This window comes from Novosphingobium sp. FW305-C-30-35 (assembly GCF_058783135.1).
In genome coordinates this window covers 3,385,699-3,403,185 of record NZ_JBYSYJ010000001.1, presented here as the reverse complement: position 1 = coordinate 3,403,185, position 17,487 = coordinate 3,385,699, and the positions used below count along the sequence as shown (strand labels likewise).

Genomic DNA, 17,487 nt, shown 5'->3' with positions numbered 1-17,487 from the left:
GAACTGCGCGCGCCATTTGCTGCGACAATTGCCACAACCTTCATTCGACATCCATCTCGAACGGAAAACCAATGCCGATCGATGAGCGTCACCGAGGACCTTATCGGCACCGGAACAAGGCGGAGGCATAATGTCACATCTGCATAATCTCTTGCCAGTTCATACGGTCACCAGTCCACCGACGGCATACCCCGCCGCTGGCATGACAACGCGCGCAGCACTTCGGCCAATGTCATGCAGCACATCATGCCCAGCAGCATTCGGGTGGATGCCATCATCCTCCAAGGCATCGTTGAACAGCGCCTGCCCATCTGCATCGAAACCAAGGGCCATGGCGGCGTCGTAGTCAGCGATGACCGCTCCGGTCTGCAGTGCAGCCAATGCCCTGTCGGCATCGTTGTAATTGCCGGAACTTGTCGCCATCATTCGGGTCTGCGCTGGGATCGAGATCCTTTGTGGTCGGATCAACCGGCAGGCAAAGCCACTTTACCACCTGCGATCCTGCCGCCAGTGCACGGTTCACGATGTCATCCGATAGCGCGCGCTGGGCCGTCATCTGGCTTTCCAGCAGCGGAGTGCCCATCGAGTTCGGCGAAGCGTTGGTGTGAAAAGGATGTTTGGCACCGGCAAGCCGCGCGCCGCGCAGAAATCGTATAGGTCGAGCGCATTGGCGCGGATGTTCGCCATGCTGGTGCCAGACCACCCGAGCAGCGTAGGAAGCACTCCGCGATGCTTTGAATTCAGGCCATAGGCCAGCTTTTCTGCCCACCCTTGGCCATAGCGCACTCCCTTTGGCTTCCGGTGATGCCCGCGCCATTGGTGATGCTGTCGCCGACAAAGCCGATGCTCATCAGTTCGCCGTCGTCGCATTCACCACAAGTCCAGCGATGCAGGTGCCGTTAACGCGGTTCTCTGTGCTCGTGAAGTTTGCGGGATTGGTTACGCAATCGCCAGTGTTCCAACGCATGACCGATGGGAAGTCCGCTCGCGCTTCCCAGTCCGTTCGGTAATCGTCAGTTCCTGCCTGGCCGAGCAGAAACTGGCGACCCGCCACCACCAAGGGAACGCGAAACAATCACGATTTTACCAGCGCCCACTACATCTGTGCGATCGAGCAAAGCAAAGTTGGCGGAATCAGAGGCAAGCATGGCGTAGCGATTGGCGCCAGCACGCGGCGGCATGTTGCCGGTGGGCGCGCCACCGTTGAACGTCAACGGCTGCCACGCCGCCCCTGCCGCGGCGAAGTTCCCAACCGAAGTAACAGATGTGATCGCAGCCAGAGTGACAGGCACCTGAAAAGCCGAGGAATGGCTGGAAAATCACCTCACGGATGCGCTTGGCATTGGCTGGCAGCGTAAACGCACGCCGATGGGTAGTCGGCGTGGTATTATCAAAGACGAGGTTTGTCCTGCCCAGCATCAGGAGCAAGCCGCGTCCGCTTGCTCGGGCCTGAAGATGTGGTTGTAGTGGGCGTCGTTGCTGGAAGGGCACTGGCCTTGATCTGGGCCTTGTCTGTCAAAACTTCGATCGCTGCTGCTGAGGCTGTGCCGACGGCACTCCATGCACCGTTGGGCATCCGGTAAAACCCCGCGCTGCATTTGCGCAAGGCTGGTGCCATCACCGCCACGCGCAATAGCCAAAGCTTACAACAGTCCCCGCCATCATCAAGTCCTTCGACAATGGCGTAGTACGACCGTGTCTGGTCATTCAAGACATCGACGGGACTTTGCACAACAACATCACCGAAGGCATTTTCGGCGATCGATACTGCCGAGATACTAACGGCATCTGGCCAATCTGCCCGATCTGTTATGGCGGGGACGCCGGAGTTGGCGATTGGTCTGCTGAAAAGCTGCACCCTGAAAGAGACAACTCCTGCAGCACGATGGGGCCTGAGCTTCAAGGCGCGAATAGCGAGATCTGCCCCAAAACTGGTTCCCAAAAATCCGGGCGCCCATGCCGTTGCTGCCGGCGCCCCCGTTACCCAGCTGACATTGGCCGGATCCATCCGCGAAAGAGCAACAACTGGTACCGTCTCGATAACCTGTGAGACCGTTGCAGTCGTGAGCTCTACCGGCCCTTCGAGTGCCCCGATGCGAGGTTCAAGCTCTGACTTGAGATCATCATATGCCAGCGCATAGTCGCCTTCGATGCCGAACTGAAGCTGGATGTTCACCTGAGGATTGCTGCCTCCAGAAGGCATGAATGCCCCGACAGGCTCAGCAACGTTGTGGTACCAATAGCCGCCACTGTCGCCCGGAGTGCCAACCTTCGTATGCAGGGCCATGGCCATTGGTGGGGACAGAAATCCCGGTAAACTCGCCAGGCCTTCTGATCGCCGAGACTGTGATCTGGCTCGTTTCATTCCCCGGGAACATCGAAAGCTGTGAGCTCGGATCCGGGCACACGCTCGAACTGTCCATCTTCGAGAATTTGATAGCGCCCGGATCTTGAGCGTTTTCGCACCAGCAGTGCCATTACGAATATGAATCCGGCGCCACGTGCCGGAATGCTTTACGGGTTCAACAAGAATAAACAGCCCGGCGTTCGAACCGTTGCCGGCAGTGCTGGTAATGACGGGGCGACCGAGACGTTCGACGCCCAGGGTGCCGCGCACGTTTTCAGCGTTGGCTTGCGCCTCATCGACAAATGGTTTGTGCCAATACGTCGACAAGCTGCCCGATAGGCGATTTCCACATCGCACCATCCTGCACGATCGGGACAAGCTCGGTCCCATCGATTGGCGAAGGTGGCGGATCGAGTTCGGTGATCTTGGCCATCGATCAGGCCTCCCCCTGCCAGGATCGCCGAGCAGGCCAAGCGCGAACTTGTTAGCCACGCCTGCCGCAACCTCGTCGACGCGGGCCAGCGTGCGGCGCGATCGTGCTTGCCGTCGTTTCCGATCACGGCATTGACGGCGCGCGAGTGGCTCTTGCCGTTCTGTTCGAAAGTGACCGGACCGTGCCGGTTGCGGCATCGAAGCGGCCGACGGTGATCTTCATGGCTTCGCTCATGGTCAAACGCCCTTGGTCTGGATGAAGACACGCGCGGTGAAGTTTTCCGCGCTGTAGATCTCGATAGTGGTGGGAGGCCGAGCGTGATCACGCCGAGGCCGGTGTTTTCCGAATTGTTGTCGTCACCCGGCTGCACCTCGATGCCCAGCGTCGGGATGATCCAGCTCGTGTGCGGAAGCGGCACATTGTACCAGGCCGAGGTGTTGGCCCCGCAATCGACCCAGCCCCATGTTTCCTTGAGGCCATCGGAATATTCGATGTACCCGCCGTTCGCGGTGATGTTTGAAGAGACAACGCGGCGAAAGGCAGCGGCATGGTGTCCATCGACCGTGTCGGCATTCCACGCCCGAAACCCGCACCATCGACCGTCAGCAGCTTGGCCAGAACATCGGCAGCGGTGTAGGCGGTGGCGTTGAGCGGCGTGTACCCGAGGCGCGCGGCGATATCGGCGTACCATGCACCGTGCTGCCCATCGAGCAGATCGGCATCGAGGCCACAGCCCGAACCGTCTTGCGTGAGTAGCCAGGCGAGAACGACAGCTTTGGCCCGAGCTGGTGTCAGGGCTTTGAGCTCATCAGTGCCTGCCAGGGCTTCAAGAGCACTCGCCAGCTGGATCAGGCCGCGCATCTTCCTCGGTCGCCGGCGGATTTGTGAACACGGGATCGCCGAACGCAATAGACCCGGCGATATCAGCCGCAAAGGCGATGTCGAAGCTGATCAGGGCGAAGGCCATCGAAGCCTTGCTCCTGGATCGGCTCTTCCGAGCTGTGCACCGCGAACAGCGTGCCGTCTTCAGCCAGAGGCCGAGGCCGGTTGCCACCCAGACATCATCGCTGGTGTCGTAGGCGGTCATGTGGGTGACATTGTCTGCCGCCGCCACGCCCGAGACCGCGCCGATGCGCTTGAACTCGCCCGGCAGGGCGGTGAGCGTGGGCGCAACGTCAAAAGGCGTGTTGGTGAGGCCGACTTCGGCGATAACCACCGGGTCAGTGCCCGCTGCAGCCTGCACCGCAGCAAGCCCCGCGCTGGTCAGCGAGAGGAGAATGGCACTCATCAGGATGTCTCCAGAAGGTCCAGCCCATCGGGCGTGTAAATCGGCTCGCCATCCTCGGTCTGGAGCACGATCGTCCAATCGCGGCTTTCATCGAGGATGGCTTCGTAATCCCGGCGCGAGATCGTGCCCGCCATCACGCCGCCTGCCATGTAGAGCGAGGCCTGCGCCTCGAGCGCGAAGACGAAATCAAAGTGGGCGCGCAACGGCTTCGCTGCCGCCACGTCCCGGATAATGGCATTGGCAGTCTCGTCAGTGAGGAAGCTCGCATCGATCCCCGCCCGGACCTGCCGGAGCGCGCACTTCGAACGTGTGGGGATTGCGGCGCGGGTTGGCTTCCCACCATTCGACGATCGAAAGCAGGGGGTGAAACCGAGCGAGGATCTGCTCGACAGCGGCGCGCGTGCCCTTGATCTGGTGAAACGGGGATGGCCTGCGCGATCGCGGCGCGCTTCTCGGCCTCGGTCCACGCCGCGTCCCAGTGGCTGATCGCGAGGCCCCATGCGAGGAACGGCAGCACGTCTGCCGGGCAGGTTGCCGGGTTCCACAGCGTGCCGACTGCCGAAAGGTCGATCCCGGCGCGCATCGCCTGCTCAAGCGCACGCTCGGCGCTGGTCGCATTTGGGAGGCAGGAGAGAGGTCATCAGATCACCGTCCCGGTGATGGTCACGTCGATATCGGTGACGGAGGCGATCTCGCTGGGGTCGATATCGAGATCTGCAACCGGCGAGAGCAGCTCGACCTTCTGGACGTTGGCGACGTGGAGCGCGGCGATCAGCGCCGAGCGGGTCACGTCGCGACCAAGCTTGCGCGCGGTGGCAAGGTTGGCGTCCAAGCTGGCGAGCGCGGTCTGCAGCAGCAGCGCCTGGTCAGGCCCGGCAAAGACGGTGAGCTGGGCTTCGATCGTTTAATGGCACCAGCGTGGCAGGCTGCACGATCACTTCATCGGTCAGCGGGCGCACCGGCCCGGTGAGCAGCTCGGTCACGGCATCAAGCACGCCCGACCCGGCACTCCATCGCCGCTGGCGGAAAGCACGGTCACCACCACTTGCCCGGGCGTCGGAGAAACGGCCGTAGCATCGGCAACGTCGGGATGGGCGGTGCGAGCCCAGTAGACGTAAGCCAGTTCCGGCCCTGCGACCGAGAAGCTGTGCGGCGCGAGTTGCACGCGCTGGCGCAGTGCGCTGTCGGTTTCACCCTCAAGCCGCTCCACGGCAAACAGCGCGGCAAGGTGATCAAGGCGCGGCCCCGGTGGCATAGGCCAGCAGCAGCCCGCGCGCCCGCATCGGCGAAGGCCTGCGCAAGGATCATCTCGTCCGTAGCTGTCGGCCTGCAGCAGCTTCATCGCCGGGTCGCTTTCCGACCAGCGCGGTGAATTCCGGGGCCTGCGCCACCAGCTGCGCCAGCTTGGCGGCAAGGCGGGCCCCTCGAACGTCGGTTGTGCGATCACCTCCGGCGCGGGCAGCGCGGAAAGATCGATGGATGGGCCGGAGGCGATGGAACTGACCATGCCGCTTGTGTTCGGCAAAGCACGGCAATCCCGCCACCCGCGGCGCGTTGTGAGGTGGAGCTTACAACGCAGCAGGGTGGCGCGGGGCGGCGCGGGCGGCATGTTTGCCGTCATGTCCAGAACGCCAGAAGACGCCCCGACCGATGTTGACGCCCTGATCCGCGTCGGCGTGGTCGCATCGGTCGATCTGCAAGGCGGAACCTGCACCATCCGGCTCGATGATCCGGAAAGCGGGGGCGACGATGCCGTCCACCCCGCCGGTGCGCTGGCTGCATCCCCGCATGGGTGAAACCCCGCGCCTGGCTTCCGCCTGCGGTGGGCGAACAGGGCCTGCCTGTTCTGCCCCGGTGGCGAACTCGGTGCCGGGATCTTCGTCGGCGGGCTTCATTCCAGCGCTTAATCCCCCGCCGATCGATGAACCGGTTGCGCTGGTGCGGTTCAAGGACGGCGCGGTATTTTCCTATGATCCCGACGCGCACGAGCTGCTGATGCAGCTGCCCTCGGGCGCGACCACCGTGCTCGTCAGTGATGGCGGCGTCGATATCCAGGGCGATGTGTCCGTCACCGGCATCCTCACCGCCAGCGAAGACGTGATCGGCGGCGGCAAGAGCCTGAAGAGCCATCGCCACAGCGGCGTCTCGGCAGGCGGAAGCCAGACCGGAACCCCAGTATGAGCAGCCTGACCGGCATGTCCCGCACCAGCGGCGTTGCGATCTCGGGTGATGAGCACCTCGCCCAGTCGATCGCCGACATCATCACCACGCCATTGGGCAGCCGCACCATGCGCCGCGATTACGGTTGCCTGCTGTTCGAACTGCTCGACCGTCCGCTCGGTCCTGCGACCATGCTGCTCTGCTCGATGGCCATCGCCATCGCGCTCGCGCGCTGGGAGCCGCGCATCGAGCTTAAGACGGTGCGCATCGAGGGCGAGTTCGCCAGCGGACAGGCCAGCGTCACGATCGAAAGGCACCCGCACCGGCTCCACTGCCAACACCCTGACCCGCCCTGTCCATCCCCATCGCCAGAAGGACTTAATCTCATGCACGGTATCAAGACCAACGTGCTCACCGAAGGCACCCGCACGATTGCTGCCGTGGCCAGCGGCGTTATCGGCCTTGTTTGCACTGCCACTGCCGCCGCCGGTGCCGCAACCGACGCGCTCAACGCTGCCTTCCCGCTCGATACGCCCGTCCTGGTAACCGACGTGCGCAAGGCGATCGGCCAGGCCGGCACCGGCGGCACGCTGCTGCCTTCGCTCGAGGCGATCTATGACCAGTGCAGCCCGATCGTGATCGTGGTGCGCGGTGGCTGTGGACGAAGAGGACCAGGACACGGCGACGATCGGCAGCGCGGGTGGACTACTCGGGTCCTCTATGCCCTGCTCGCCGCCGAAAGCGTGACCGGGTTCCGCCCGCGCGTGATCGGCGCTCCGGGGCTCGATACGCAGGCCGTCACCACCGCCCTTGCCACCGTCGCGGGCAAGCTGCGCGCGATGGTCTATGCCGCTGCCGAGGGTGCTACCGTGGCTGAAGCGGTGACCTATCGCGAGAACTTCGCTGCGCGCGAGCTGATGTTGCTCTGGCCGAACTGGTCGAATGACTTCCCGGGCGATGCCGTGGCGCGTGCGCTTGGCCTGCGCGCGAAGATCGACGAGGAGACGGGCTGGCACAAGACGCTGTCCAACGTCGCGGTCGGCGGCGTCACGGGCGTGTCGCAGAGCCTGTTCTTCGACATCCAGGACCCGACCACCGATGTTGCGGCATTGAACGATGCGCAGATCACCACGCTGGTGCGCAGCCCCTCGGGCGGGTTCATCTACTGGGGCAACCGCACCTGTTCCGACGAGCCGCTGTTCGCGTTCGAATCTGCGGTGCGCACCTCGCAGATTCTGCAGGACGAGATCGCGGCGGGCCTGATCTGGGCGTCCGACAAACCGCTCACCGCCTTCCTGGTCAAGGACGTGCTCGAAACGATCAACGCGCGCATCCGCAGCCTGGTCGTCCAGCAGCGCCTCATCGGCGGGCGGGCATGGTTCGATCCGGCCCTCAATTCGCAGGCCAACCTCGCCGCAGGCAAGCTGGTGATCGACTACGAGTTCACTCCTGCCGCCCCGCTCGAAGGCCTCGAGCTCAACCAGCGCATCACCGACAAGTACTACGCGGACCTTTCCGCGCAGTTGGCGGCGTAACGCAACACCTCGTCGGAAACCGGCGGCGAAGTCCGCCCCGGAGACCGGCGGCATGACCGCAAAGCGGGCATTAGCCCGGTCGACCACAAGGAATCACACCATGGGTTTCCCTTCCAAGCTCAAGGATATGCAGTTTTTCGAGGATGCGGTCAGCTACAAGGGCCAGATCCCGGAAGTGACCCTGCCCAAGCTGACCATGAAGCTCGAGGACTATCGCGCTGGCGGCATGTTGGGCCCCGTGCCGATCGACTTCGGCATGGAAAAGATCGAGCTCGAGTTCAAGGCGGGCGGTCTGGTGCGTGGCCTTTTCAAGCAGTTCGGCGCGACATCGCTTTCCTCGAACCTGAACCGCTTCGCCGGGGCCTATCAGGACGACGACACCGGTGCGGTCCTTTCTTGCGAGATCGTCACGCGGGGCCGCACTGCCGAGATCGACATGGGCACGGCCAAGGTGGGTGACGATACCGAGCAGACCTTCAAGACAACCTGCAGCTACTACAAGCTGACCGTGGACGGTGAGGACTGGATCGAGATCGACTTTATCGCAGGCATTTTCATCGTTTTCGGTGTCGATCGACGCGCAGCAATCCGCGCCGCCATCGGCGGGTAAAGCACTTCCGGCCGGCGGTCAGCGGGGGCCGTCGGTCGGGAGATCAGGCAACCCCGCGCAATCTGAAGGACCCCGCACATGTCCGAAGCCGAAGCCAACCCACAGACCGTCAAGGTCCGCCTCTCCACCCCGATCAAGCGCAAGGGTGGAGACATCACCGAAGTCACACTGCGCAAGCCCAAGGCGGGCGCCTTGCGCGGCCTCAAGATCGAGGACCTATACTCGACTGACGTCAACTCGCTCCTCGTGCTGCTCCCTCGCATCACGGAACCGACGCTGATCGAGGCCGAGATACTGGATCTTGAAAGCGAAGACCTGATCGAACTGGCCGGTGCCGTGAAGGGTTTTTTTATGAGCGCCGAGATGAAGGCGGCGATCAGGGAGCACTTCGCGGGGACGCAACCTTCGGACAGCTAGGCGAAGTCATGGCCGACATCGCGGCGGTGTTCCACTGGCCCCTGTCAGAGCTGATGTCGATGGACGTCGACGAACTGATCTACTGGCAGGGTCTTGCCGTTGCCCGTATCGCCCCGCCGCAATGCGGACTGCTGCAGCGGTCTCGATAGCAGGAGTTTCCCGATGGCCGACAACAAGCTCAACCTGCTGGTCAAGTTCACCGGGATCGACAAGCTCTCGGGCGGGCTTCGCAACATCGTCGGCGCCAGCAAGGCCAGCACGCAATCGCTGCGCACCATGCGGGCCGAAGTGCGCGAGAACGAGAAGGAACTGAAGCGCGTCCGCGAGCTGCTCAAGGGCGGCTCGACCAGCATGGGCCTTGTCCTTGCCGAACAGTCGCTCTCGCGCGCGATTGCCGAGACCAACGGGAAGATCGACGCGCAGAAGACGAAGCTCGAACGCATCGCCGGTATCCAGAGCCGGTTTTCCGGCATCGCAGCGGCATCGGGCAAGGCGGGCGCAGCGGCATCGGTTGCGGTCACCGCGCCGCTCGTCGCCTTCGGGCGCAGTGCCTTCATCGCGGCGATGGATGCCGAAGAGCTGCGCAGCGCATTCAACGTCACCTTCGGCAAGAACGGGGCGATGATGGAAGCCTGGGCTGCAAAGACAGGCGCTGCCGTTGGCCGCACCAATGTCGAACTGATGCAGGCCGCAAACACCTTCGGGATCTTCTTCAACCAGGCTGACCCAGCAAAGTCGGCAGGCATGAGCCAGCAGTTCGCCATGCTCGCGCAGGACCTTTCGAGCTTCTACAACGTCGATCCCGGCACCGCGCTCGAGAAGCTGCGCTCGGGCCTCACGGGCGAGAGCGAGCCGCTGCGCGACTTCGGTGTGTTTATGACCGAAGCCGCGGTGAAGGCGCAGGCCCTAAAAATGGGGCTTAAGCCGGTAAACGGCGAGTTGACCGAGCAGCAGAAGATCATGGCCCGCGCGGGCCTGATCATGGCCCAGACAACGGCGGCGCAGGGCGACCTGGCGCGAACCTCGGGCAGCACCGCCAACCAGCTGCGCGCGTCCGAGGCGGCGTGGCAGAACATGTCGCTGATCGTCGGGCAGCAGCTCATTCCCGCGATCACGCCCTTGATCCAGACCTTCACCGGCATCATCCAGAAGTTCGCCACACTCTCGCCGGAAACCCGCAAGTGGATCGTTATCGTCGGCGGCATTGCAGCTGTGGTCGGCCCGATCCTGATCGGCGTAGCGAGCATTGCTGGGGCAATTGCCACGCTGGCACCGATACTCGCTGGCGCAGGCGCGGGCGTCGCGATGTTTGCCGGGGTATGGCTGCCTCTGGCTGCTGTGATTGGCTATGCTGCCTACCAGATCTATTCGAACTGGGACGGCATCTCCGGGTGGTTCTCTGCCAAGTGGCAGGCCATCTCCGGCGTATTCTCCGCGGGCGTGGCGGCGGTGAAGGGAATTTTCAGTAGTCTGCCTCCCGAGCTCACCAACATCGGCCGGATGATGATGGATGGCCTGCTGCTCGCGATCAATCCTTTGGCGCTGGGCGTGAAGCTGATCCAGATGGCAAAGAACGGCATCACCGCCTTCAAGACCTACCTCGGGATCAAGAGCCCCTCGCGCCTGATGATGGAAATGGGCGGGCACGTCGCCACCGGCCTTGGCATGGGCCTCGATCAGGCCAAGGGACAGCCCGTGCGCGCCATGGGGCGCATGGCAGGCGCGGTGGCAGGCGCTGGCGCCATGGCGCTGGCCCCCGCCCCTGGTGCCGCTCCCGCCGCCGCTGCAGCGCAGCCCCGCCCGGTCACCATCAACGTGTATCAGCAGCCCGGTGAGGATGCGCAGGCGTTGGCCGAACGCGTTGCCGAACTGGTGCGCCGGGCCGAGCGTAGTCAGCGCCTCCGCTCTCAGGAGGATGATTTCTGATGCAGATGCAGCTCGCCGCCTTGGGCATGTTCGCCTTCACAACCGACAGCACCCTGTTCGACAAGCTCACGCGCAGCCGCGAATGGCGGCACGAGCGCACCGAGCGGTTCGGCGCAATCGCCGCCAGCCAGTTCGTCGGCCCCGGCGCAGAGAAGATCACCCTCACCGGTCGGCTCGTGCCCGAGGTGTTGGGCCGCTACGGCGCGCTCGAAACGCTGGTGGACATGGCTGACACCGGCGATGCCTATACCCTCATGGACGGGCGCGGAAACGTGCTTGGCGATTTCACCATCGATCGCGTCGATGAAGGCCACGACAATTTCACCGAAAACGGCATGGCCCGGGTGAAGGACTTCACGATCGAACTGACCCGCGTAAAGTGATGGCCAGCGTCACGCCCACCTACGGATCGAACTACGTCCAGCCCAAGGCCCAATGGCGCGTTGTCGTCACCGGCACCACCGGGATCACTGAAGACCTGACGGCAAAGCTCGATCCGCTCCTGGTCTCGCTGCGCCTGTCGGAAAAGGACGGCGAGGAAGCCGACCAGCTCGAGATTGTGCTCGACGATTCAAAGGGCAACGTGCCTATCCCGCCCGAAGGCGCAACGCTGCAGGTGTGGCTGGGCTGGGAGCGCGGCACCGATGTGACGACAGGGTGGGTCTACAAGGGCAGCTTCAAGGTGGACGAAGCGGGATACAGCAGCCCGCCGGATCGCATCACCCTCACCGCGCGCAGCGCCGATCTGGCCGAGAGCTTCCGCACCCGCCGCAACCGCACCTGGAGCGATGGCACGCTGGGCGATATCGTCGGCGTGATCGCGCAGGAGCATGGCCTCGAACCCCGCTGCCACGAAAGCCTTGCCGCCCGCGCGATCAAGGTGGCCGAGCAGGCGAGTCGGAGCGACATGCAGTTCCTGCGCGATCTGGCGCGGCGGCACGATGCCAGCGCGGTGGTAAAGGCCGGATGCCTGATCTTCGCGCCCAAGGGCGCCAGCACCACCGCCACCGGCAATGCCATCCCGGAGGCAGTCCTGCTGAAAGAGCGCTGCAGTTCGATCGACTGGAAACGCGCCGCGCGCGAAAAGGCGCAGGACGGGGCCGAGGCCCAGTGGCACGATCCCGCCGATGCCAAGCGCAAAACGGTCAGCACAGGCGGTCAAAACCGCAAGCGCCTCAAGCGCACCTATGCCAGCGAGGACGATGCAAAGGCCGCTGCCGAGGCCGAAAGCAAACGCCTGAAACGCGCCGCCGCCACTCTCTCGGCGAGCCTCGCCTGGGGCAATCCCCTGCTCTCCCCCGGCATGAAGATCACCGCCATCGGCTTCAAATCCATGATCGACGCCACGCCCTGGCTGATCAGCAGCGCCGAACATGCAATGGACAGCAGCGGGTTGAAGACGCGGGTCGAGATGGAAGTGGCAGCCTGAAACGAAGAAGGCCCCGAGGCTGCAACCCCGAGGCCATGTCGTTTGGTGTTCTCACCTTATGAAATGTGAGGCAGATGTCAACTGCATGCAAAGGAACTAGCAATGGACGCTGATGTCATAAGCAAGTTGGCCAAGCTGCCGTGGGATTTCCAGACTGTGATTGGCAGCGGATACCTTGCCTATCTGCTTGCCTACGTAGGCATCCGGCATAACCACAAGCCGGTAGATGCCGTATTTCTTACGGTGGCCTTTGGCCTCGTTGCCATGATTTCCCTGTGGCTAACACCAATGTTGGTGTTTCCAGCGCGAGTGGCAAGTGCCCTTGCCGCAAGCCTCTTTGCTGGGGTGATTTGGCGAAAGCTGGGGCGGACCGCGCTGCGCGCGCTGCTGCGCACCACGCGATACTCGTGGGCCGATGAAACAATCAGCGCGATGGATCACCTGCAGGAGAATGACCGGCACCACCCCCGTCAGCTCTGCGTGGAGACCACCGATGGCTACACCTATTTCTGCTCCAACACCGCACCCGTTGGAGACTTGCCCTTCGGCCCCTACGTCCTTGGCAGCACCGGCGATGTGCTGATGTATGCTGATCAATCGCAGGCCCCGGGTGCCGAACCGGCTCCGGTGGAAGGCTTGATTGATCCGGAATGGGGTGCGAACATCACCTACATCCCATCAAATCAGGTGCGGCGTATCGCTATCCGCTTTGCGCCGTCTGCCCCCTATCGGGCTACTTCCTCTGCGGAGGCGGCGGGCTGGACGGCGCGGGCGCGGGGCGTGGTTGCACGGATGCTCCATCGTCTCGCGAGGGCGCTGGTGTAGGGCGACTAGACTTGTCGAGGCGGTCGTTCGACATCATCTTGTTGACTATCGGGCGATAGGAATCGAGTGCCATCTCATCTCGGTGGAGCGGTTTTCCGAGCGAACTTTCTTCTTGGTTCATAAGCTTGGTTCCTTCTGAAAAATCGGTCAGTCGCTCCGAGTGTTGGTCCCGGGCCCGCTGCCATATTGGATGCCCGTGACCGGCGTCTCATCCGAAAGAACGTACCGCGTCAGCATCACCTGCCTGTCCCCGGCGTCCACACATTCTGTCTTGACCACGGATACGGTCCACTCGCTCGAAGCCAGAAAGATCTTGTCTCCGATTTGAGGCTGGCACGGATGCCAAAGCGAAAGGGCAGTCATGTGACCATCGAGCTCGAAGGTCACGCGATGCATGGCAGCTTCAGCAGTATCTTCGGAGCCCATTTGTGCTGGTCCCATTCGCAATCAGCTCATTCAGTTGCCTGAGGCATGCGGATCAAAGACTCATCCAGCCTCCGCCACAAAATCCCGATCATTAGCCACCCGTCGCGTCTCGATCTCTGGCCCGTTGCCCTCTTCGCTGACCGTTACCATGCGCTCGCCCAGCTGGCCTGCGGCGGTGATGCAGCCAGCCACGTCGAAGACCTCGCTCTTCTCTGCGTCAGTCAGCTGGTCCCAAGCGGCACGAGCCACACCGGGACGCGCGCCGCCGTGCTTCCACACGCCGAGCTGCTGGTAATGCTCCATCCGTTTCATGCAGGCCTGGTATCGCGCCTGCTGCCAATCCACATCCAGCTCGCCCTGCAGGCGCGGCGCGGTAGCATTGGTCGCGCTAGGATCAGAAGTGCTGCCGCCGCACGAAGTGAGGGCAACTGCGGCGGCAGCGGCGAACAGGAAGGGGATCGTCTTCACTTGCTCGCCTCAAGCTCCTGGATGCGCGCAACGATGGCATCTGCGTGTTGGTAGATGTCGATCGGGCCGGTCACAGGCTTCTTCTCTTCATCCTTGCCAGAGAACACGCCCACATATCGCGCCTTCGCGCTGTTAAAGTGCATGCGCGCCACCGTCTTGCGGTTGTTGTCATCCAGAAGCACCGCGCAATAAGACTTGGCATCGCGCATCACGATGCGATCGGGCGAGACGAGCTTGGCGCAGATCGCCCTGATGATGTTGAAGCCATCGATCTCGACTTGCGTGGTTTCGATCTCGTCCGCCGCAGCGACAGGATCGGGCTCGGCGAGCGGTGCGGGTTCATCGTTCCGTGCCATGGCATTCTGCAGGCGCTCGTCGATGCGCTGGCGGATCATGGTCTCGATGCCGACGGATATTGCGGCCTGATATCTGTCCCGCACTGGCTTGGTCAGGATGCCATCGTGCAGGCGCGAGGCGATCACGCGCACGAACTCATCCGATGGGTTGTCGAACTCCTTCTTGAGTTCGATCATCACCTGCGACTGCAGCTTGAGCGTGCCGGCTTGGGCGACAATGCGCTCCACGTCGAACTCGCTCTTTTGGAAAGCTGAGAGGTTGCGCAGATCGGCCTTGCGGTAGTCGTCCAGATTGAACGTGAAGAACGGTGCCTCGTCCATCATGTTCGCTTTGTCGCTGTCCGTGAAGAACTTGTAGATCACCCCATTGGTGAGCAGCGAGAAGCGCGCATTGGTGGCCGCAAAGTACCGAAACAGCTGGCTGGCATGCTTGATCGACAGCTCGCTCGAAACCGGCTTGCATTCGACCAGGACCGTGACCTCACCATTGACGCAAAGGGCATAATCGACCTTTTCGCCCTTTTTGGTCCCCACATCGCAAGTGAACTCGGCCTTCACTTCGGCGGGATTGAAGACATCGAACCCTAGTGCGCGCAGGAAAGGAAGAACCAAAGTGGTCTTGGCCGATTCTTCCGTCTCCAATATCTCGCGATGCTGGCGCAGCCGCGACTGGAGTTCCGCGATGCTCGCTTCAAAATCCATCATCTACCCCCATGAAGAACTAACCGCGACTCGACGGACCTACCTTTTCTTTTATCTTACTTGCACTTGGAGCTTCAGTCTTCCCATTCCGGGTCCGGGTAAAAGTCAGGCTCAGGATCAATGCCATCAGCTCGAAGCGGTGCGCGTACAAATGCTGGCGGATCCAGATCGACGACTGGTTTCTCGCCGTCAAACGCAACGCGTATCCACGCGCCATGTTGCGCTTCTCTCTGGAAGACCGCTTCGACCTCCCGCCCCTGACGGATCAAAGCGCCAATACGCCCACAACGTTCTGCAGTGAGATAACCGATCTGCACCCCCCGCACGGAAAAGACCGCTACCGCGTTCTCGTCTGCGGGATTCTTGGGCTCCGGCCGAAGTTCAACGGGCTCACCCGGCTTGCAGATCGCGATCTCGAATTGTCGGTTGCTTTTGTCTCGGTTGGGATGCCGAACGCCCACCACGGCCAAAGACATTCCAGGCAAAGCCATCAAATATCCCCGCTCTGCCTCAAATCTTCCTCGCAACGCCAACGACACGCCCGACCAGGCTAAGCTCGCCGTCGTAAGCGGTATCTGCTGGCACGCTCGGGTTGTCGGACAGGATCTTCACGCCACCATCTGGCATCGGCCGCAGCCGTTTGATCATTCCGAGGCCCGCATAAGTGCATGCCCAGATCTGGTCAGCCATCGTGATCCGGTTGGCCGAAGTATCGATGATCACGACGTCGTTTGAGTGGATCGTCGGCATCATCGAATCGCCGGCGCCTTCTGCAAAGTAAATCATTGATGGCGGCGCTTTGGTAAATGCGCGGATGAATGCTTCGGGGAAGAAGCGCATTTCCTCCTCAACTGGATTGTCGAGGTAAGTCGCCCCCATACCGAACGCTAGATCGATGTGGCGGATGGGCAGGAGCCCCCGTTCGGCCGCCATTTCCTCGAAGTTCTGAACCGGGAAGGCGCCGAAGGAATCCCGCCGGTCATTGGCGCTCGCAACGTCTGGCTCGACCAGCTCACCGGTGAGATATTCCGGAGAAGTTCGAAGCGCTTGGGCCAATTCAACGATATGCCGCGTCTGCCGCGTTTCTCCCGCTATCAATCGACCGATAGACGGCTGCTTCACACCGACGGCGCGAGCAAGAGCGGACTGGGTTAGACCCAGTTCCTTCATGCGCTTAGCTACGCGCTCACCAACTACCTCAGCCATGCGGCATCATTATACGCGCCCGCATAATCGAGCATGCAACTTTTGCGTTGACCATTAATACGTCGTCGTATATTCAGCCATACATGAACAGATATTCGACCCGGTACGAAGCCCTGATGGCGGTCCGCGCATGCTTCAAGACGGAGCAGGAGATGGCAGACTTTTTCGAGGTTTCTCAGCCGACTGTTTGGCGTTGGCTTAACCAATCGAAACAGCTTCCACCCCAGCACGTACTTGCTGCGGAAGCTAAGTGCGGCGTGTCTCGCCATGTCCTGCGCCCTGATATCTACCCTGTGGAAGTGCCCCACGCACCGCCCGCATGGCATGGCGTAGACATCGGCGATGGCCGCGTCTCTTTCCAAAACGGTGGCATTTTGCATCGCAACAATGATCTGGGAGCCGCCGCATGACCAAGCGCCGCGAGCCCCTTACTTATGAGCGCACGTTGGCGACAGTTGCGGGCGTGATCGGGTGGGACAATTGCGCCGCGATTTGCGGCGTCGGCCGTCGGGCGATCAGCAACTGGTCCGAGCCCGACACCCAGGCAGCTATCCGCATGATCGACGCCGAGCGGCTTGACCGCGCCTTCATGGATGAAGGCGGTGATCATGCCCCGTTCCACCGTTTGTTCGCGCTGCGGCTCGAACTGGCCGAGCGGAACGTTCCACATGCAGACCTTATCAAGGTTGCTGCCGAAGCTGCCAAGGAAACCGGTGAGGCAGTATCGGCGATGATCGACGCGGCCACGTCCAAGGACCCGGAGATGCGCCGCCGCGCCCGGGAAGAGGGCGAGGAAGCCATCGCATCGTTGACCAAGGGCATTGCCGCGCTGGACGCGCAAGAGCGCGGCCCACATCACGGCAATGAGCGGGAGAGCTGATCGTCATGGGAGGGGCAGCAGCAGCAGTTTCCGGACAGCCCGCCGCAACGGCCGAGGCTCCGTTCTTCCACAAGGGCCGCGCCCGCGCGCGCTGCCCGCACTGCCAGAGCGCCGCGAACTGCCGCTCTAGCCGCGAGATCGCGATCACCAACCGCGAACTCTACTACGAGTGCACCAACCTGTTCTGCGGCCATGCCTGGAAGTCCAGCGAGATCTACGACCACGGCCTGCGCCCCAGCGCCATCCCCGACCCTCGCGTCGATCTCAAGATGCGCCAGCCCACCCGGGCCGAAGTCCTCGAACTGATGCGCGAGCGCGATCCGGCCCAGCCCGAGCTGTTTGACGTCACGACGCCAGATCTGATCGCACCCGATACCGGGTGCGGCTGACGCCATGACGCCGGGCTGATCGGCCCGGATCAATTCCCTGCTCCCCGCTGCGCTTTGCCGGACGCGATTCCGGATGCGCCATCACCTTGC

General features: G+C 62.5%; 27 protein-coding genes and 2 pseudogenes. 14 read left to right on the top strand and 15 right to left on the bottom strand.

Going from position 1 to position 17,487, the window contains the following annotated elements:
- Positions 1–159: 159 nt before the first annotated feature.
- From AC3WLM_RS16825 to AC3WLM_RS16810, 4 genes are all read right to left on the bottom strand, one after another.
- Positions 160–423: a hypothetical protein gene (locus AC3WLM_RS16825; RefSeq protein WP_492478071.1), complete on the bottom strand. Its 264-nt coding sequence runs from the start codon at positions 421–423 to the stop codon at positions 160–162.
- Between the two features lie 427 nt (positions 424–850).
- Positions 851–1,075, bottom strand: coding sequence for a hypothetical protein (locus AC3WLM_RS16820; RefSeq protein ID WP_492478070.1), 225 nt, complete (start codon positions 1,073–1,075; stop codon positions 851–853).
- A 315-nt stretch (positions 1,076–1,390) separates the two neighbouring features.
- Complete coding sequence (locus AC3WLM_RS16815; protein WP_492478069.1) at positions 1,391–2,293, bottom strand: hypothetical protein; 903 nt, start codon at positions 2,291–2,293, stop codon at positions 1,391–1,393.
- Positions 2,294–2,639: 346 nt separating this feature from the next.
- Positions 2,640–2,780 (bottom strand): hypothetical protein, encoded by a 141-nt coding sequence (locus AC3WLM_RS16810; protein WP_492478068.1) that lies wholly within the window; start codon positions 2,778–2,780, stop codon positions 2,640–2,642.
- Between the two features lie 516 nt (positions 2,781–3,296).
- Here AC3WLM_RS16810 and AC3WLM_RS16805 point away from each other — a divergent pair.
- Positions 3,297–3,536, top strand: coding sequence for a hypothetical protein (locus AC3WLM_RS16805; protein ID WP_492478067.1), 240 nt, complete (start codon positions 3,297–3,299; stop codon positions 3,534–3,536).
- A gap of 70 nt (positions 3,537–3,606) precedes the next feature.
- Here the strand turns inward: AC3WLM_RS16805 and AC3WLM_RS16800 are convergent, their stop codons facing one another.
- The 6 genes and pseudogenes from AC3WLM_RS16800 to AC3WLM_RS16775 all read right to left on the bottom strand — a co-directional run bounded on the left by AC3WLM_RS16800 (position 3,607) and on the right by AC3WLM_RS16775 (position 5,575).
- Positions 3,607–4,068 carry a hypothetical protein gene (locus AC3WLM_RS16800; RefSeq protein WP_492478066.1) on the bottom strand — a complete coding sequence of 154 codons (462 nt, stop codon included), beginning with the start codon at positions 4,066–4,068 and terminating at the stop codon, positions 3,607–3,609.
- On the bottom strand, positions 4,068–4,289 hold the full coding sequence (locus AC3WLM_RS16795; RefSeq protein WP_492478065.1) for a hypothetical protein: 222 nt from the start codon (positions 4,287–4,289) through the stop codon (positions 4,068–4,070). The genes AC3WLM_RS16800 and AC3WLM_RS16795 overlap by 1 nt, the downstream gene beginning before the upstream one ends.
- A gap of 28 nt (positions 4,290–4,317) precedes the next feature.
- A pseudogene (locus tag AC3WLM_RS16790) lies at positions 4,318–4,482 on the bottom strand (phage tail protein I); the annotation flags it as partial.
- Positions 4,483–4,501: 19 nt separating this feature from the next.
- A pseudogene (locus tag AC3WLM_RS16785) lies at positions 4,502–4,678 on the bottom strand (phage tail protein I); the annotation flags it as partial.
- 30 nt (positions 4,679–4,708) lie between these two features.
- Entirely contained in the window at positions 4,709–4,969 is a 261-nt protein-coding gene (locus AC3WLM_RS16780) for a hypothetical protein (protein ID WP_492478148.1), read from the bottom strand.
- Positions 4,970–5,047: 78 nt separating this feature from the next.
- A complete protein-coding gene (locus AC3WLM_RS16775; RefSeq protein ID WP_492478064.1) occupies positions 5,048–5,575 on the bottom strand; it encodes a hypothetical protein in 528 nt (175 codons plus the stop codon).
- Between the two features lie 112 nt (positions 5,576–5,687).
- Here AC3WLM_RS16775 and AC3WLM_RS16770 point away from each other — a divergent pair, with 112 nt between their 5' ends.
- The 10 genes from AC3WLM_RS16770 to AC3WLM_RS16725 all read left to right on the top strand — a co-directional run bounded on the left by AC3WLM_RS16770 (position 5,688) and on the right by AC3WLM_RS16725 (position 12,970).
- A complete protein-coding gene (locus tag AC3WLM_RS16770) occupies positions 5,688–5,864 on the top strand; it encodes a hypothetical protein (RefSeq protein WP_492478063.1) in 177 nt (58 codons plus the stop codon).
- 70 nt (positions 5,865–5,934) lie between these two features.
- A complete protein-coding gene (locus AC3WLM_RS16765) occupies positions 5,935–6,249 on the top strand; it encodes a phage baseplate assembly protein V (RefSeq protein ID WP_492478062.1) in 315 nt (104 codons plus the stop codon).
- Positions 6,246–7,763 (top strand): phage tail sheath subtilisin-like domain-containing protein, encoded by a 1,518-nt coding sequence (locus AC3WLM_RS16760; RefSeq protein WP_492478061.1) that lies wholly within the window; start codon positions 6,246–6,248, stop codon positions 7,761–7,763. Before AC3WLM_RS16765 ends, AC3WLM_RS16760 begins: the two co-directional genes overlap by 4 nt.
- Before the next feature lie 100 nt (positions 7,764–7,863).
- Positions 7,864–8,373, top strand: a complete 510-nt coding sequence (locus AC3WLM_RS16755) for a phage major tail tube protein (RefSeq protein WP_492478060.1) — start codon at positions 7,864–7,866, stop codon at positions 8,371–8,373.
- A gap of 78 nt (positions 8,374–8,451) precedes the next feature.
- Entirely contained in the window at positions 8,452–8,790 is a 339-nt protein-coding gene (locus AC3WLM_RS16750; protein ID WP_492478059.1) for a phage tail assembly protein, read from the top strand.
- A gap of 8 nt (positions 8,791–8,798) precedes the next feature.
- Entirely contained in the window at positions 8,799–8,939 is a 141-nt protein-coding gene (locus tag AC3WLM_RS16745; protein WP_492478058.1) for a GpE family phage tail protein, read from the top strand.
- Between the two features lie 13 nt (positions 8,940–8,952).
- The gene (locus AC3WLM_RS16740) at positions 8,953–10,716 is read left to right on the top strand and encodes a hypothetical protein (RefSeq protein WP_492478057.1); all 1,764 of its coding nucleotides are present in this window, start codon (positions 8,953–8,955) and stop codon (positions 10,714–10,716) included.
- Positions 10,716–11,099, top strand: coding sequence for a phage tail protein (locus tag AC3WLM_RS16735; protein WP_492478056.1), 384 nt, complete (start codon positions 10,716–10,718; stop codon positions 11,097–11,099). Before AC3WLM_RS16740 ends, AC3WLM_RS16735 begins: the two co-directional genes overlap by 1 nt.
- Positions 11,099–12,145: a contractile injection system protein, VgrG/Pvc8 family gene (locus AC3WLM_RS16730; protein WP_492478055.1), complete on the top strand. Its 1,047-nt coding sequence runs from the start codon at positions 11,099–11,101 to the stop codon at positions 12,143–12,145. Before AC3WLM_RS16735 ends, AC3WLM_RS16730 begins: the two co-directional genes overlap by 1 nt.
- 102 nt (positions 12,146–12,247) lie before the next feature.
- On the top strand, positions 12,248–12,970 hold the full coding sequence (locus AC3WLM_RS16725) for a hypothetical protein (RefSeq protein ID WP_492478054.1): 723 nt from the start codon (positions 12,248–12,250) through the stop codon (positions 12,968–12,970).
- Positions 12,971–13,117: 147 nt separating this feature from the next.
- On the opposite strand, the gene AC3WLM_RS16720 is transcribed toward AC3WLM_RS16725, so the two are convergent.
- The 5 genes from AC3WLM_RS16720 to AC3WLM_RS16700 form a co-directional block, all read right to left on the bottom strand.
- A complete protein-coding gene (locus AC3WLM_RS16720) occupies positions 13,118–13,396 on the bottom strand; it encodes a hypothetical protein (RefSeq protein ID WP_492478053.1) in 279 nt (92 codons plus the stop codon).
- A 60-nt stretch (positions 13,397–13,456) separates the two neighbouring features.
- Positions 13,457–13,864: a hypothetical protein gene (locus AC3WLM_RS16715; protein ID WP_492478052.1), complete on the bottom strand. Its 408-nt coding sequence runs from the start codon at positions 13,862–13,864 to the stop codon at positions 13,457–13,459.
- Positions 13,861–14,922 carry a type I restriction endonuclease gene (locus tag AC3WLM_RS16710; protein ID WP_492478051.1) on the bottom strand — a complete coding sequence of 354 codons (1,062 nt, stop codon included), beginning with the start codon at positions 14,920–14,922 and terminating at the stop codon, positions 13,861–13,863. Before AC3WLM_RS16710 ends, AC3WLM_RS16715 begins: the two co-directional genes overlap by 4 nt.
- Before the next feature lie 74 nt (positions 14,923–14,996).
- Positions 14,997–15,413 (bottom strand): HIRAN domain-containing protein, encoded by a 417-nt coding sequence (locus tag AC3WLM_RS16705; protein WP_492478050.1) that lies wholly within the window; start codon positions 15,411–15,413, stop codon positions 14,997–14,999.
- A gap of 19 nt (positions 15,414–15,432) precedes the next feature.
- Positions 15,433–16,128, bottom strand: coding sequence for an XRE family transcriptional regulator (locus tag AC3WLM_RS16700; protein ID WP_492478049.1), 696 nt, complete (start codon positions 16,126–16,128; stop codon positions 15,433–15,435).
- Between the two features lie 83 nt (positions 16,129–16,211).
- Here AC3WLM_RS16700 and AC3WLM_RS16695 point away from each other — a divergent pair, with 83 nt between their 5' ends.
- The 3 genes from AC3WLM_RS16695 to AC3WLM_RS16685 are packed head-to-tail and all read left to right on the top strand — an operon-like array spanning position 16,212 to position 17,397.
- Positions 16,212–16,538, top strand: a complete 327-nt coding sequence (locus AC3WLM_RS16695; protein ID WP_492478048.1) for a YdaS family helix-turn-helix protein — start codon at positions 16,212–16,214, stop codon at positions 16,536–16,538.
- On the top strand, positions 16,535–17,008 hold the full coding sequence (locus AC3WLM_RS16690; RefSeq protein WP_492478047.1) for a hypothetical protein: 474 nt from the start codon (positions 16,535–16,537) through the stop codon (positions 17,006–17,008). The genes AC3WLM_RS16695 and AC3WLM_RS16690 overlap by 4 nt, the downstream gene beginning before the upstream one ends.
- A gap of 5 nt (positions 17,009–17,013) precedes the next feature.
- Entirely contained in the window at positions 17,014–17,397 is a 384-nt protein-coding gene (locus AC3WLM_RS16685; protein ID WP_492478046.1) for an Ogr/Delta-like zinc finger protein, read from the top strand.
- The last annotated feature ends 90 nt before the right edge of the window (positions 17,398–17,487 follow it).

Bases quoted from the DNA above. Each gene is read 5' to 3' on its own strand.
- AC3WLM_RS16815 (WP_492478069.1), bottom strand. From the start codon at position 2,293: ATGGCCATGGCCCTGCATACGAAGGTTGGCACTCCGGGCGACAGTGGC.
- AC3WLM_RS16700 (WP_492478049.1), bottom strand. From the start codon at position 16,128: ATGGCTGAGGTAGTTGGTGAGCGCGTAGCTAAGCGCATGAAGGAACTG.
- AC3WLM_RS16755 (WP_492478060.1), top strand. From the start codon at position 7,864: ATGGGTTTCCCTTCCAAGCTCAAGGATATGCAGTTTTTCGAGGATGCG.
- AC3WLM_RS16745 (WP_492478058.1), top strand. From the start codon at position 8,799: ATGGCCGACATCGCGGCGGTGTTCCACTGGCCCCTGTCAGAGCTGATG.
- AC3WLM_RS16685 (WP_492478046.1), top strand. From the start codon at position 17,014: ATGGGAGGGGCAGCAGCAGCAGTTTCCGGACAGCCCGCCGCAACGGCC.
- AC3WLM_RS16705 (WP_492478050.1), bottom strand. From the start codon at position 15,413: ATGGCTTTGCCTGGAATGTCTTTGGCCGTGGTGGGCGTTCGGCATCCC.
- AC3WLM_RS16730 (WP_492478055.1), top strand. From the start codon at position 11,099: ATGGCCAGCGTCACGCCCACCTACGGATCGAACTACGTCCAGCCCAAG.
- AC3WLM_RS16695 (WP_492478048.1), top strand. From the start codon at position 16,212: ATGAACAGATATTCGACCCGGTACGAAGCCCTGATGGCGGTCCGCGCA.
- AC3WLM_RS16775 (WP_492478064.1), bottom strand. From the start codon at position 5,575: ATGGTCAGTTCCATCGCCTCCGGCCCATCCATCGATCTTTCCGCGCTG.
- AC3WLM_RS16770 (WP_492478063.1), top strand. From the start codon at position 5,688: ATGTCCAGAACGCCAGAAGACGCCCCGACCGATGTTGACGCCCTGATC.
- AC3WLM_RS16760 (WP_492478061.1), top strand. From the start codon at position 6,246: ATGAGCAGCCTGACCGGCATGTCCCGCACCAGCGGCGTTGCGATCTCG.
- AC3WLM_RS16740 (WP_492478057.1), top strand. From the start codon at position 8,953: ATGGCCGACAACAAGCTCAACCTGCTGGTCAAGTTCACCGGGATCGAC.
- AC3WLM_RS16710 (WP_492478051.1), bottom strand. From the start codon at position 14,922: ATGGATTTTGAAGCGAGCATCGCGGAACTCCAGTCGCGGCTGCGCCAG.
- AC3WLM_RS16810 (WP_492478068.1), bottom strand. From the start codon at position 2,780: ATGGCCAAGATCACCGAACTCGATCCGCCACCTTCGCCAATCGATGGG.
- AC3WLM_RS16750 (WP_492478059.1), top strand. From the start codon at position 8,452: ATGTCCGAAGCCGAAGCCAACCCACAGACCGTCAAGGTCCGCCTCTCC.
- AC3WLM_RS16735 (WP_492478056.1), top strand. From the start codon at position 10,716: ATGCAGATGCAGCTCGCCGCCTTGGGCATGTTCGCCTTCACAACCGAC.
- AC3WLM_RS16800 (WP_492478066.1), bottom strand. From the start codon at position 4,068: ATGAGTGCCATTCTCCTCTCGCTGACCAGCGCGGGGCTTGCTGCGGTG.
- AC3WLM_RS16725 (WP_492478054.1), top strand. From the start codon at position 12,248: ATGGACGCTGATGTCATAAGCAAGTTGGCCAAGCTGCCGTGGGATTTC.
- AC3WLM_RS16690 (WP_492478047.1), top strand. From the start codon at position 16,535: ATGACCAAGCGCCGCGAGCCCCTTACTTATGAGCGCACGTTGGCGACA.
- AC3WLM_RS16720 (WP_492478053.1), bottom strand. From the start codon at position 13,396: ATGGGCTCCGAAGATACTGCTGAAGCTGCCATGCATCGCGTGACCTTC.
- AC3WLM_RS16825 (WP_492478071.1), bottom strand. From the start codon at position 423: ATGGCGACAAGTTCCGGCAATTACAACGATGCCGACAGGGCATTGGCT.